General features: G+C 59.9%; 12 protein-coding genes. 7 read left to right on the top strand and 5 right to left on the bottom strand.

The window, feature by feature from the left end:
• Positions 1–144: 144 nt before the first annotated feature.
• The 7 genes from ABJH13_RS10480 (at position 145) to ABJH13_RS10510 (ending at position 8,568) form a co-directional block, all read left to right on the top strand.
• Positions 145–1,713 (top strand): 2-isopropylmalate synthase, encoded by a 1,569-nt coding sequence (locus ABJH13_RS10480; RefSeq protein WP_348406161.1) that lies wholly within the window; start codon positions 145–147, stop codon positions 1,711–1,713.
• Between the two features lie 271 nt (positions 1,714–1,984).
• Positions 1,985–3,025, top strand: coding sequence for a rod shape-determining protein (locus tag ABJH13_RS10485; RefSeq protein ID WP_159977552.1), 1,041 nt, complete (start codon positions 1,985–1,987; stop codon positions 3,023–3,025).
• A 70-nt stretch (positions 3,026–3,095) separates the two neighbouring features.
• Positions 3,096–3,998 carry a rod shape-determining protein MreC gene (gene mreC / locus ABJH13_RS10490; protein ID WP_348406162.1) on the top strand — a complete coding sequence of 301 codons (903 nt, stop codon included), beginning with the start codon at positions 3,096–3,098 and terminating at the stop codon, positions 3,996–3,998.
• Complete coding sequence (locus ABJH13_RS10495) at positions 3,995–4,534, top strand: rod shape-determining protein MreD (RefSeq protein WP_348406163.1); 540 nt, start codon at positions 3,995–3,997, stop codon at positions 4,532–4,534. Before mreC ends, ABJH13_RS10495 begins: the two co-directional genes overlap by 4 nt.
• Positions 4,535–4,550: 16 nt before the next feature.
• Positions 4,551–6,494: a penicillin-binding protein 2 gene (mrdA, locus tag ABJH13_RS10500; RefSeq protein WP_348406164.1), complete on the top strand. Its 1,944-nt coding sequence runs from the start codon at positions 4,551–4,553 to the stop codon at positions 6,492–6,494.
• Complete coding sequence (gene rodA / locus ABJH13_RS10505; protein ID WP_348406165.1) at positions 6,491–7,630, top strand: rod shape-determining protein RodA; 1,140 nt, start codon at positions 6,491–6,493, stop codon at positions 7,628–7,630. Before mrdA ends, rodA begins: the two co-directional genes overlap by 4 nt.
• A 5-nt stretch (positions 7,631–7,635) precedes the next feature.
• Positions 7,636–8,568 (top strand): glyoxylate/hydroxypyruvate reductase A, encoded by a 933-nt coding sequence (locus ABJH13_RS10510; RefSeq protein ID WP_348406166.1) that lies wholly within the window; start codon positions 7,636–7,638, stop codon positions 8,566–8,568.
• A gap of 1 nt (position 8,569) precedes the next feature.
• Here the strand turns inward: ABJH13_RS10510 and ABJH13_RS10515 are convergent, their stop codons facing one another.
• The 5 genes from ABJH13_RS10515 to ABJH13_RS10535 all read right to left on the bottom strand — a co-directional run bounded on the left by ABJH13_RS10515 (position 8,570) and on the right by ABJH13_RS10535 (position 14,171).
• Complete coding sequence (locus ABJH13_RS10515) at positions 8,570–10,585, bottom strand: M3 family metallopeptidase (RefSeq protein WP_348406167.1); 2,016 nt, start codon at positions 10,583–10,585, stop codon at positions 8,570–8,572.
• A 52-nt stretch (positions 10,586–10,637) separates the two neighbouring features.
• The gene (gene moeB, locus ABJH13_RS10520; protein ID WP_348406168.1) at positions 10,638–11,678 is read right to left on the bottom strand and encodes a molybdopterin-synthase adenylyltransferase MoeB; all 1,041 of its coding nucleotides are present in this window, start codon (positions 11,676–11,678) and stop codon (positions 10,638–10,640) included.
• Positions 11,678–12,133 carry a dUTP diphosphatase gene (dut, locus tag ABJH13_RS10525; RefSeq protein ID WP_348406169.1) on the bottom strand — a complete coding sequence of 152 codons (456 nt, stop codon included), beginning with the start codon at positions 12,131–12,133 and terminating at the stop codon, positions 11,678–11,680. Before dut ends, moeB begins: the two co-directional genes overlap by 1 nt.
• A 4-nt stretch (positions 12,134–12,137) precedes the next feature.
• Positions 12,138–13,331 (bottom strand): bifunctional phosphopantothenoylcysteine decarboxylase/phosphopantothenate--cysteine ligase CoaBC, encoded by a 1,194-nt coding sequence (coaBC, locus tag ABJH13_RS10530; protein WP_348406170.1) that lies wholly within the window; start codon positions 13,329–13,331, stop codon positions 12,138–12,140.
• A gap of 72 nt (positions 13,332–13,403) precedes the next feature.
• On the bottom strand, positions 13,404–14,171 hold the full coding sequence (locus ABJH13_RS10535) for a ChaN family lipoprotein (protein ID WP_348406171.1): 768 nt from the start codon (positions 14,169–14,171) through the stop codon (positions 13,404–13,406).
• Positions 14,172–14,205 lie beyond the last annotated feature (34 nt).

The raw sequence follows: 14,205 nt of genomic DNA on the forward strand, positions 1-14,205 counted from the left end.
ACATATCACCCGGTCGCGCGACATACTGCGCCCAGCTGCCGCGCTACTGCTGCTAACACGCCTCTGAGCGTGCCGTTCGGCGCGCCCGCTCAGAGGGAAGTGTCGCGCGCCAAGGAACACAGCAGAAAATCGAAAGAACCAAACATGACAGACAAGAGCAAACAGGACCGCGTCCTGATTTTTGACACCACATTGCGCGACGGCGAACAAAGCCCCGGTGCGACCATGACCCATGCCGAAAAGCTCGAGATTGCTGGGCTATTGGATGAAATGGGCGTCGATATCATCGAAGCCGGGTTTCCCATCGCCTCTGAGGGCGATTTCGCCGCCGTCTCCGAGATCGCGCAGCGCGCCCAGACATCGGTGATCTGTGGCCTCGCACGGGCGCAAATCGGTGATATTGATCGCTGCTGGGAGGCGGTCAAACACGCCAAACACCCGCGCATCCACACGTTTATCGGCACGTCCCCATTGCACCGCGCGATCCCGAACCTCGACAAAGATCAGATGGCCGAACGGATCGAACAGACCGTCAGCCATGCGCGCAACCTATGTGATAACGTGCAATGGTCCCCGATGGACGCGACCCGCACCGAAGAAGATTACCTGTGCCGTGTTGTCGAAATCGCCATCAAGGCGGGTGCCACCACGATCAACATTCCCGACACCGTCGGCTACACCGCCCCGCGCGAATCTGCGGCATTAATCCAGATGCTGCTGAACCGCGTGCCCGGTGCCGATGAGATCATTTTTGCCACCCATTGCCACAACGATCTGGGTATGGCGACGGCCAACAGTCTGGCCGCCGTCGAGGCAGGCGCGCGTCAGGTCGAATGCACGATCAACGGTTTGGGGGAACGCGCAGGCAACACCGCTCTCGAAGAAGTCGTGATGGCATTGAAAGTGCGCAATGATATCATGCCGTTCCAGACCCGGATCGACAGCACCAAGATCATGAATATCTCGCGCCGGGTTGCGACTGTGGCGGGCTTTCCGGTGCAGTTCAACAAGGCTATCGTGGGCAAAAACGCCTTTGCGCATGAAAGCGGCATCCATCAGGACGGCATGCTGAAAAACGCCGAAACGTTCGAGATCATGCGCCCCGAAGACGTCGGCCTGTCCGAAACCAATTTGGTGATGGGCAAACATTCCGGTCGTGCGGCGTTGCGCTCAAAGCTCGAAGACCTTGGGTTTGAGCTGGGCGACAACCAGCTTAAGGACGTGTTTGTCCGGTTCAAGGAATTGGCGGATCGCAAAAAGGAAATCTATGACGATGACCTGATTGCGTTGATGCGCACGTCAACCGACCCCGAAAACGACCGGTTGAAACTGGCGTCTCTAAAGGTCGTCTGCGGCACCGCAGGCCCGCAGCAGGCCGATCTGGTCATGCATATCGACGGGACCGAACACACCACATCACAGACGGGCGACGGGCCCGTGGATGCGGCGTTTAATGCGATCAAGGCGCTGGTGCCTCACAACGCGCGGTTGCAACTGTACCAAGTGCACGCCGTGACCGAAGGCACCGATGCGCAGGCCACTGTCACCGTCCGCATGGAAGAAGACGGCCGGATCGTGACGGGCCAATCGGCCAACACCGATACGGTTGTGGCCTCAACGCTGGCCTATATTCACGCGCTTAACCGTCTGCTGGTGCGGCGTGAAAAAGGCGGCAAGGACACCCCTGAAATCAGTTACAAAGATGTGACTTAAGCGCGCGATTTACTGCGTCGGCGGTGTTTTATCCGCCGACGTGCCTATATTTTTGATCTGCATGGGCACGACCTAGGCCGAGGCAATGTCAATTTTGGCCCATATTTCATGGCTTTTGGCGCTAATTCACATCAAAACGTTAAAAGCAACATGCTGCCTACATCTTCGTTAACGCCTCTTTCACCTTAACAGGGCTAAGCCTATAAGAGAGTAATGGCTGATCTTCAGAACGGGGACGGCTTAAAACACATTCGAGCAAGGTTGAAACCTAATGTTTGACAAATTTCGCGGTCTGTTTTCATCGGATATGGCCATCGATCTGGGCACTGCCAATACACTCGTCTACGTCAAAGGGCGCGGTGTCATCCTGTCGGAACCCTCTGTTGTGGCGTATCATGTCAAGGACGGCGTAAAGAAGGTCTTGGCCGTCGGCGAAGACGCCAAGCTTATGTTGGGCCGCACGCCCGGCAGCATCGAGGCGATCCGCCCCATGCGCGAAGGTGTGATCGCTGATTTTGACACCGCCGAAGAAATGATCAAACATTTCATTCGCAAGGTGCACAAACGCTCCACGTTTTCGAAACCCAAGATCATCGTCTGTGTGCCCCATGGTGCAACCCCCGTTGAAAAACGTGCGATCCGCCAGTCGGTTCTGAGTGCGGGCGCGCGGCGTGCCGGACTGATCGCCGAACCCATCGCCGCGGCGATCGGCGCCGGCATGCCGATCACCGATCCGACCGGCAACATGGTCGTCGATATTGGCGGCGGCACCACCGAGGTCGCGGTTCTGAGCCTGGGCGACATTGTATATGCGCGGTCCGTTCGCGTCGGTGGAGACCGGATGGACGAGGCCATCATCAGCTATTTGCGGCGCCAGCAGAACCTGTTGGTGGGCGAAACCACCGCTGAACGGGTGAAAACATCGATCGGCACCGCACGGATGCCCGACGACGGGCGCGGCACATCCATGCAAATCCGCGGGCGCGATCTATTGAACGGTGTACCCAAAGAAATCGAGGTGACGCAAGCACAGATCGCCGAAGCGCTGGCCGAACCTGTACAACAGATCTGCGAGGCTGTGATGACCGCGCTGGAAACCACGCCCCCGGATCTGGCCGCTGATATCGTCGACCGTGGCGTGATGCTGACGGGTGGTGGTGCTTTGTTGGGCGATCTCGATTTGGCGCTGCGCGAACAGACAGGGCTGGCCGTATCTATTGCTGACGAATCGCTGAACTGCGTTGCCTTGGGCACGGGCAAAGCGCTCGAATATGAAAAACAACTGCGCCACGCCATCGATTACGACAGCTAAGCGCATCCGACCAGACCCCCCGATCAGTGGCAGGTTTGCCTGCCTTTGACGGGGCAGGAGACCGCCTGAAATGGCAAATGACAGATCCAACGGTAACGAATACACCGGCCCATTGGCCCGGCTGTTGCTGGGTGTGTTGGTCTTGTGTTTGTTTGCCGTCTTTATGATTTGGCGTATCGACAGCCCAAGGGTTGAACGGTTTCGCGCACAAATCACCGATCAATTTGTGCCCCGGCTTGATTGGGCCATGGCCCCGGTGACCGGCACGATCAATCTGTTGAAGGACTTTCAAAGTTACCAGCGTCTGGCCGAACAGAACCGCGAATTGCGGTCCGAATTGCGCCGCATGCAAGCCTGGAAAGAAGCCGCCCTGCAGCTAGAACAAGAAAACGCGCGGCTGCTTGACCTGAACAATGTGCGGTTGGATCCCCGCCTGACCTATATCACCGGCGTGGTTCTGGCCGACAGCGGATCACCCTTCCGGCAGTCTGTTTTGCTGAACGTAGGCGCGCGTGATGGCGTCGTCGAAGGGTGGGCAACCATGGACGGGATCGGCGTCGTTGGTCGTATCTCGGGGGTCGGCGACAGCACCGCCCGCGTGATCTTGCTCACCGATGCCTCCAGCCGCATCCCCGCCGTCATTCAACCATCGGGCCAGCGGACGATTGTTGCGGGCGACAATTCCGCGGCCCCCCCCATCGAATTCCTTGAGGACGACGATCAGGTGCGCCCCGGTGACCGGGTGATCAGTTCCGGCGATGGTGGTGTGTTCCCCCCTGGGCTGTTGATCGGCCAGGTCGCACTGGACCCGTCGGGCAAGTTGCGCGTGCGGTTGTCTGCCGACTATCAACGCTTGGAATTTCTTCGCGTGTTACGCCACCACGGGACGGCCCCGGTCTCTGATACCGCGCACATCATTGGACCCCAGCTGCCGGCGCAACCCGTCATCGCCCAAGACGGGCCCACACAATGAGCGACCTTGCCCCCTCCCGGATCTGGGGCATGCGCCTCAGTTTTACGTTGCTTGTCTGCGCCATTCTGTTTTTTCACCTTTTGCCGCTAGAAACCACACCGCGCCGTTGGGTCGGGCCTGATCTTTTGTTGGGCTTTGCCTGCGCGTGGTCCCTGCGGCGGCCCGAATACGTCCCTGCATTGGCGCTTGCCGCGTTGTTTTTGCTGGCAGATCTGTTGCTACAACGTCCGCCGGGGCTGTGGGCCTTGCTGGCTCTCGTCGGTTGCGAAAGCCTGAAACACCGGGCGCGCGGCATGCGCGACACCGGGTTCCCCGCCGAATGGCTGCGGGTGTGCATCGTTGTTTTGGGCATATCTATCGCGTATCGCGCAATGTTGATCCTGACGTTCATTGAACTGCCCCCCTTTGGCTTGACGGTGTTTGAGGTGATCATGACAATACTGTCTTATCCTTTTGTGGTCGCGGCGACGCATAATATCATGCGCGTCCGCAGATCGGCCCCCGGCGATCTCGATGGAAACGGGGCGCGTTTATGAAAAGCGAAACACACTCATGAAAAAAACCCGCGCCGAAACAGATTTCAGCCATCGCCGGATTTCACGACGCGCGGCACTTTTGGGTGGGGCTCAACTGCTGTTCATTGGTGGGCTCGCCGCGCGCATGCGGTTTTTGCAGGTCGATCAAGCCGATCAATTCCGCCTGCTGGCCGAGGAAAACCGGATCAACGTGCGCCTCATTCCGCCATCTCGGGGCGAGGTGTTTGACCGCAATGGCATCCGACTGGCGCAAAACTCGCCCTCTTACCGCATTGTGATTGTCCGCGAAGACGCCGGTGATACGGATGTTGTTCTTGACCGGCTCGCCCGGATCATACCGCTTGATCCCGAAGATCTGGCGCGCACCAAACAAGAACTCCGGCGCTCGCCTTCGTTTTTACCTGTCACCGTTGCCGAGGATGTCCGCTGGAAAGATATCAGCCGCGTTTCGGTGAATGCGCCCGCCCTACCCGGCGTCACCCCCGAGGTGGGCCTAAGCCGCGTGTACCCACAAGGATCTGATTTTGCTCATATTCTAGGGTATGTCGGCCCGGTATCAGACTACGATCTGGAAAAAATCGACGACCCTGAACCCGTGCTCCGGATCCCCCGCTTTCAGATCGGCAAAGTCGGGGTCGAGACCAAGCTGGAACCGCTCTTGCGCGGCAAAGCCGGGGCAAAGCGGGTCGAGGTTAATGCCGCGGGCCGCGTGATGCGCGAATTGGACCGGCGCGAGGGTGTCACCGGCTCTGACATCCAGCTCACGATTGACGCGAAATTGCAGGGGTATGTTCAGGCGCGCCTCAGCGAAGAAAGCGCCAGCGCCGTGGTTCTCGATTGCGACACCGGCGATGTGGTGGCCTGCTCATCGGCGCCCACATTCGACCCCAACCTGTTTGTGCGCGGCATTTCCACAAAAAACTACAGCCTTCTGACCGGCAATAAATACCGCCCCCTCGCCAGCAAAACGGTTCAGGGCCTGTACCCCCCCGGCTCTACCTTCAAAATGGTCACCGCCATGGCCGCCCTAGAAGCCGGTCTGATCGGCCCCGACGACACCGTGTATTGCCCCGGTCATCTCGAAGTCTCCGGCAGGCGGTTCCACTGTTGGAAACGCACGGGCCACGGGTCTGTTGATCTGCAAACCTCGCTCAAACGGTCGTGCGACGTCTATTATTACGATCTGGCCATCAAAGTCGGGATCGAAAAGATCTCCGATATGGCGCGGCGGTTCGGGTTAGGGGTCAAGCATGACGTGCCCATGTCCGCGGTCGCACAGGGGCTGGCCCCCGACATGGAATGGAAACAGCAAACCTACGGCCAAAGCTGGCGCGTCGGGGATACGGTCAATGTTTCGATCGGCCAAGGCTTTATGTTGGCGTCCCCCCTGCAACTGGCGGTGATGTCCGCGCGGTTGGCCACCGGGCGTTCGGTCGAGCCTCGGTTGATCAAATCCATCGATGGCATAGAGCAACCATCGCGCGGCGGTGAAGATCTGGGCATGAACGAAAACAACCTGCGCAAAATTCGCCGTGCGATGACGGCCGTGGTCAATGACCGACGCGGCACGGCCTATGGCTCTCGGATCATCGACGAATCCATGCGTATGGCGGGCAAAACCGGCACCAGCCAAGTGCGCAACATCACTGCCGCCGAACGGCGCGCGGGTGTCATTCGCAACGAAGATCTGCCATGGGAACGGCGCGATCACGCGCTGTTTGTGAATTTCGCGCCGCTTGACCGCCCTAAATACGCGGTTTCGGTGGTTGTGGAACATGGTGGGGGCGGGTCCAAAGCCGCCGCGCCGATTGCCCGCGACATCACCTTGCAGGCCCTTTATGGTGGCCAGCCCCCGCTAGATGCCTACCCCTCCAAGGACCGCGAACGCATCCAGCAAGAGCAACAAAAGCTGCGCGACATGCAACCCCAGGCCTCGTTCGTCGGGCAGGATCAGGCATGAGCTATCTAGAATATGCCGTCAAATCCGCACCCACCGGATTGCGCAAGGTGTTTTACCTAAACTGGCCTATCGCACTCCTGCTCGCGTCCATCTCGGGGGCTGGGTTCTTGATGCTCTACTCGGTCGCGGGTGGGTCGTTTAACCCATGGGCAGAACCACAAATGAAACGCTTTGCCGTGGGTTTTATCCTTATGGTTGGCGTGGCCATGGTGCCGATTTGGTTCTGGCGATCACTGGCAGGCGTTGGCTATTTGGTGACGCTCGCGCTTCTGGTCGCGGTGGAACTTTTCGGCACGGTGGGGATGGGTGCACAACGCTGGATCGACCTTGGTTTCATGCGGTTACAACCCTCAGAACTGATGAAAATCACCTTGGTGTTGTTCTTGGCCGCCTACTACGACTGGCTGCCCGCCAAACGCACATCACACCCGTTTTGGGTGCTTTTACCCCTGATCGCGATCATGCTGCCCACCTTGTTGGTGTTGCGCCAGCCTGACTTGGGCACCTCTATCCTGTTGCTGGCGGCCGGCGGCGGGTTGATGTTTTTGGCCGGCGTGCATTGGGCCTATTTCGCAGTGGTGGTCACCAGCGCCATTGGCCTTGTCACCGCTGTGTTCCAATCGCGCGGCACAGACTGGCAGTTGATCAAAGACTATCAATTCCGGCGGATCGACACGTTCCTTGACCCCAGCAGTGACCCGTTAGGCGCGGGCTATCACATCACCCAATCCAAGATCGCGCTTGGGTCGGGCGGCTGGACGGGACGCGGGTTCATGCAGGGCACCCAAAGCCGGTTGAACTTTCTGCCCGAGAAACACACCGACTTTATCTTTACCACCCTCGCCGAGGAATTCGGGTTTTTGGGTGCTATTTCGCTGCTCGGGCTTTACGCGTTGATCATTCTATTCTGCGTTTGGTCCGCTCTGATCAACAAAGACCGGTTTTCATCGCTGCTCATTCTGGGCATCGGGCTCAACTTCTTTTTGTTCTTCGCCGTCAATATGTCGATGGTTATGGGGTTGGCGCCGGTCGTTGGTGTGCCGCTGCCTTTGGTCAGCTACGGCGGATCGGCGATGCTGGTTTTGATGTTGGCTTTTGGCCTCATGCAAAGCGCGCATGTCCATCGTTTAAGGTAACCACTATGCCCATCAATATCCTTTTTGCTGCGCAACCAGACCAATGGCCCACCTATAATGCCCCCCTCAAAGCCGCCTGTGCCGCCCTTGGGCTGTCGGCGCATATTGCGCAAGACATTCCCCCTGCGGACGTCGATTATATCGTCTACGCGCCGAACTCTCCGCTCAAGGATTTCACCCCCTACACCACGACCAAAGCCGTGCTAAACCTTTGGGCCGGTGTCGAAGCCATCGTTGGCAACGCAACCCTCACGCATCCGTTGGCCCGCATGGTGGATCCCGGCATGACCCAATCCATGGCAGAATGGGTGACAGGCCACGTGATGCGCTATCACCTCGGGATGGACCGCCATATCGTCAACCCTGATCACCAATGGCAACCGCACACCCCACCGCTCGCAAATGAACGCAGTGTCACGGTCTTGGGGATGGGCGCGTTGGGCGCGGCAGTGGGTACGGCATTGGCGCGCATTGGCTTTGACGTACACGGGTGGAGCAGACGGCCAAAAGACATCGCCAACCTCACCACACATCACGGTGCCGACGGCCTAAAAGCAGCCCTATCGCATGCAGAAATCTTGGTGCTGCTGTTGCCCAACACAGCCGCCACTGAAAATATATTAGATGCCACCGCGATGGCGCAGCTGCCGCGCGGGGCCTTTGTGGTCAATCCGGGCCGGGGGCCTCTGATCGACGATACAGCCCTGCTCGACGCCCTCAACACCGGGCAGATCGCCGGTGCGACATTAGACGTGTTTCGCATCGAACCTCTGCCGCAGGAGCACCTGTTTTGGGCACATCCCGCCGTGACGATCACCCCGCATGTGGCGGCAGAAACCCGCCCCCACACCGCCGCACAGGTGATCGCAGAGAACATCCGACGTGGTGAAGCAGGCGAGCCCTTTTTGCATTTGGTCGACCGTGCAACCGGGTATTAGGCTACTCTGCCGCCAACCCGCGCCCCTTCAGCAAGGCCTCTACGCCCGGTAACCGGCCACGAAATGCGGTATACAGATCTGCGGCGTCGCGGCTGCCACCGGTAGACAAAATATGCGTCTCCAATGCCGCTGCACGTTCGGGGTCAAACGCGCTGCCCGCCTCTTCAAAGGCGGCAAATGCATCCGCGTCCATGACCTCGGACCACATATAGCTGTAATACCCGCTGGAATATCCATCGCCCGCAAACACATGCGCAAACTGTGGCGTGGCATGGCGCATGGTGATTGCATCGGGCATACCGATTTGGTGCAACACTTCGGCCTGACGTGCCATCAGATCATCAGGTGCGGGCCCATCGTGGAACGCCAGATCAACGAGCGCCGAGGCGACATATTCGACCGTCTGGAACCCCATGTCATAGGTGGCGGCCGCAAGCACACGGTCTAACATATCTTGTGGCATCGCGGCGCCCGTATCAGCGTGGGTCGCGAATTCGGCAAGCACCTTCGGCACGTCCAACCAATGTTCATAAAGCTGGCTGGGCAGTTCCACAAAATCGCGCGCGACAGAGGTGCCCGAGACGCTCTCGTAGGTCACATTCGACAGCATCTGGTGCAACGCATGGCCAAATTCATGGAACAACGTGCGCGCATCATCATAGGACAACAACGCCGGATCGCCTTTGGCAAAATTGCACACGTTGATCACGACAGGCGTTTGCGTGCGTGGAAATTTCGCCTGCGCGCGCATCGCAGAGCACCACGCCCCCGACCGTTTTGAACCACGCGCGAAATAATCCCCGATGAACACCGCCACATGTTCGCCGTTGCGCGTGACCTCCCACGCCCGGCAATCGGGGTGGTACAGGGGCACATCCAGCGGCGCGAACGACAGGCCAAACAACCGGGTCGCGCAGGAAAACGATGCCTCGATCATCCGGTCGAGCTGAAAATACGGCTTCAGCGCCGCCTCATCGAGGTCATGTTCAACTACCCGGCGTTTTTCCGAATAATAGCGCCAATCCCACGGGGCCAGCGGGCCATTTGTCCCGTCGACCTGCATCATATCCGTCAAGATCTGGGCATCCGCTTCGGCCTGCGCGCGGGCGGGGGCCCACACGGCCATCAGCAAATCGCGCACCGCATCAGGTGTTTTGGCCATCTCTGTTTCTAGTTTATAGTCGGCAAAACTGGCGTACCCCAACAACTGCGCGCGCTCTTGGCGCAATTGCAGAATTTCACCGGCGATGGCGCGGTTGTCTGTTTCGCCACCGTTCGCCCCCCGCGCAGCCCAGGCCTTGAACGCGGTTTCGCGTAGATCGCGCCGGGGTGAAAACTGCAAAAACGGCACGATCAGCGACCGCGACAATGTCACAACCGGGCCATCCGCGTTTTTCTCGGCACCGGCGGCCCGTGCGGCGGCGACCACGAAATCAGGCAAACCCTGCATGTCGCCTTCGGCCAGGGGCATGAACCAATCGCGTTCATCGGCCAGTAGGTTTTGCGTGAACTGCGTGCCCAGCACGGCCAAGCGCCCCTTGATCTGCTGCATGCGTGCGTCATCGGCCCCTTCTAGGGCCGCACCAGACCGCACCAACCCGCGATGGCTGAGCATCAAAACGCGCTGTTCTTCGTCCGTCAGGTCAAGATCGTCGCGCGCCGCCCAAACCGCCGCAACCCGTGCAAATAGCGCCTTGTTGCTGGAAATCTCGGCAAAATGCGCCGCCAGTTTGGGTGAAAAATCACGTTGCAATGCCTCGCGCGCGGGGTTGCTGTCAGCGCCCGCGACGGTGAAAAACACGCTTAGCACTTGGTTAAGCGTCTCACCGGCGGCCTCGAGCGCGGCAACGGTATTGGCAAAATCAGGCGCCTGATCTGACGTTGCAATTGCTTCAATCTCTGCGGTGTGGCGGGCCAATGCTGTGTCCAACGCGGGCGCGAAATCATCATCTACTATTTGGTCAAACGGGGCCAACTGAAAGGGGGTGGTCCAATCGTGCAAAAGGGCGTTCGTCATGAGGGTCTCCTTACAAGGCCACGCGCGACCGGGTCGCGACGATATGTCAAATCTATGATCCGCAAATGGGGCAGTCTGGGCGGGGTGCGATACCGATGGTGCGGCTTTCGCCATATAGCGCGTCGTAGATCACCATTTGGCCGCGCAAAGCAGTACCGGCGTCGGTGATGATTTTGATCGCCTCCATCGCCATCATCGCCCCGATCACGCCGGGCAACGGCCCCACAACACCGGCCTGCGCACAGGATGGGGCCAATTCCGGCGCGGGTGCCTGCGGGAAAATACATTGATAGCACGGTGCGCCACGCGCCGGGTCAAAGACGCTAAGCTGTCCTTCCCATTGGCTCAGTGCCCCCGAAATCAGCGGCTTTTTCAGCAGTACCGCGACCCGGTTCGCCAGATAACGCGTGTCGAAATTGTCGGTGCCGTCCAAGATCACATCGTAGTCAGCAAACAGATCCTGCGCGATGTCATCGGTCAACCGCCGGTGATACGGGCGCACGGTCACATACGGGTTTTGCGCGATCATTTCGGCCTGTGCAGAAAACACCTTGGGCGTGCCAATCGCCTGATCCTTGTGGATCACCTGCCGCTGAAGGTTGGCGTTTTCGACGTGGTCGTCATCGATCACCCCGATTGTCCCCACACCGGCTGCGGCCAGATATTGCAACGCGGGCGCACCCAGCCCCCCGGCCCCGATCACCAGCACCTTGGCGTTTTTGAGCCGCGTCTGCCCCGGCCCGCCTATTTCGCGCAACACAATGTGGCGCGCATATCGGTTGAGTTCGGTGTCACTGAACCTCGGTTTGGGGGTGTCCTGCGCGGTCGCCTCGCCTTGCTGTGCGCGGCCACGCAGGCGTACCAAAATCTGCCGGTATCCCATGACCAACACGCCAAACCCGCCCAAGATAAGCCACAAGGCAGGGCTTTGACCTGTGGCCATCCGCAGCGGGCTGCCATCTGGCAACGTCACCTGAATGATCAAAACGCCCACATACAACAGGCCGATCATCGTCAGCCGCGTCGCCCGAGGCGCGCCCATCATCGCCCCAAGCCCCCAAAGCCCCGCCGCCATGAGCAACACCAAAAACATCAGCCCTGCCCCGTAGACCCAAAACCACCCGCACCGCGTTCGGTCTCGTTGATCTCGCCCATCACAAACTGCCCCTGCACAACCGGGGCCACGACCAACTGCGCAATACGCATGCCATGGGTCACCGTAAACGCCGCATCACCCGCGTTCAGGACAATCACTCCCAACGGCCCACGATAATCGCTGTCTATGGTGCCGGGGCTGTTGACCAGCATCAGCCCGTGTTTCAACGCCAGACCCGACCGGGGGCGCACTTGCACCTCGTAACCAGGCGGGATTTCCATGCGCAGCCCCGTGGGGACCAACGCCCGCGCGCCCGGCACCAGCTCCACCGCGCCGTCGGGTAGGTTGGCGCGCACATCCGCCCCGGCGGCCCCGGCGGTCTGATACGTGGGCAATGCAACGCTGGTTTCAGCGCCTTCAACCCAGTCTAAAATGATGCGCACTTGATTCATCGTGTCACCCCAACGCCTTGGCGATGCGCGCGGCAAGCCGTTGCGCCACTTCTATTTTCGACAGCTTCGGCCAATTTTCGATGCCGGTGTCGTCGATCACGCTGACGGTATTATCAGCGCCGCCCATCACCCCTGTTGCCACCGACACATCATTGGCAACGATCCAATCGCACCCTTTGCGCACCCGTTTGGCTGTGGCATTTTCGATAACGTCATCGGTTTCGGCGGCGAAGCCCACCACCAACGGGGGCCGCCCGTCTGACATCTGTGCGACGTGTTTGAGAATGTCGGGGTTTTCCGCAAAAGTTAGATTTGGCATGCCGTCCTTGGATTTCTTGAGCTTGCGCGTGCTTGCACCCGCCACCCGCCAGTCTGCCACCGCAGCGGCGAACACCGCGGCATCCATGGGCAGCGCGTCTTGAACCGCCATTAACATCTGTTGCGCCGTTTGCACCGGGATCACATGCGCGCCTTCGGGCGGGGGCGCATCCGCCGGACCCGTGACAAAGGTAACATCCGCCCCCAGCGCCATCAACGCCTGCGCGACCGCCGCCCCCTGCGCCCCAGACGACCGATTGGCGATATATCTAACGGGGTCGATGGGTTCATGGGTAGGCCCAGACGTCACCAAAATGCGTTTGCCCGACAGCGGCCCCGTGGTCAGGTGTGCCGTAATCGCCGCGACAATCTCTAGGGGTTCGGCCATGCGTCCGGGGCCGTGTTCGCCGCAGGCCATGTCGCCGTCGTTGGGCCCTACACAGGCGACCCCATCCGCCGCCAATGTCGCGATATTGCGTTGCGTTGCAGGGTGTTGCCACATGCGCACGTTCATCGCAGGCGCGATCAGCACAGGCGTGTCTGTCGCCAACAACAGGGTGCTGGCCAGATCATTGGCCAAACCGCCTGCCATTTTGGCCATCAGATCGGCCGTTGCAGGTGCGACCACGACCAGATCTGCCACCCGGCTTAATTGAATATGACCCATATCGGCCTCGTCTGTTAGGTCAAACAGATCGCCGTAGACCTTGGTGCCCGCCAGCGCCGACACCGACAGCGGCGTCACAAATGCCTCGCCTGCTTTGGTCAAAACCGGCGTCACATGCGCCCCACGTTCGCGCAACCGCCGGATCAGATCAAGCGATTTGAACGCCGCGATCCCACCGCCGATGATCAGCAGAATATGTTTTCCGGTCAGCATGATATGCGCCTCAACACCAAGAAGTCCCGCAGACCATAGGCCGTGTCGGGGCCAACCGCCAGCCCCGGTTTGTCAGTTGAACGCGTCACATGGGTCGCCGCGATCTACCGCCGCGCCATCAACCGTACCGTCAAACGCGCCCGCCGGGTCCTGCCCCGCCTCGCCTTGCCCAATCGCGATGACATCAAGCGCCGGGTCCGCGTGGCGCAGGTACACCGGCGCGCCCCAATCTGTACGCGCGTGCCCATTGCCGGTGATCACAACAACCGGGCCACCTGTTTCAGCAAACGCCGCCAAAGCCGCCCGCGCCAATGACGCATCCCGCAGCCGTTGCACCGACACCATCATCGGCAAAAGCATCTGAGGCAGGGCATCGCAATGCGCTTGGGCTTGCAGCGCTTGGCGCGCCGTCTGTTGTGCCAAAGGCAGCGGCGCGTCCAGCCCAAACCGGGCGGCATCTGCGGCGCCGAAAATCGCGGTAACATCGTGTTCCATCACACCGCGGATATCATCACGCGGCACGCCCGCGCCATAAATCGCAGCCTCGGGTGCAGCGGTAAAAATCGGATAATACATCGCAAAATCGGGCCAACCTGCGGCATCCCAGCCCAACGCCGCCTGCAACGTGCCCTGCGTCTGACGCGCATCATCGGTCGCGCGCGCGGCTTGGTCCGTCGTTAACATTTCGAAGACCAACGCCTTTGGCGCAAGTGCCGCGACCCATTCGGCTTGCCGCGCATGATGGTCCGGGTTGTCGTGCTGTTCTCCAAGAAACACGATGTCGGCCCCCTGTGCTGCACCCGGCAAAGGGGTCTGCGCCACCGCAAAGGGGGCGGCCAAAACGACCGCCCACACCGACGCTAAACGATATCTG

The sequence above is a fragment of the Roseobacter sp. genome, from assembly GCF_039970775.1.
GTDB lineage: Bacteria > Pseudomonadota > Alphaproteobacteria > Rhodobacterales > Rhodobacteraceae > Roseobacter.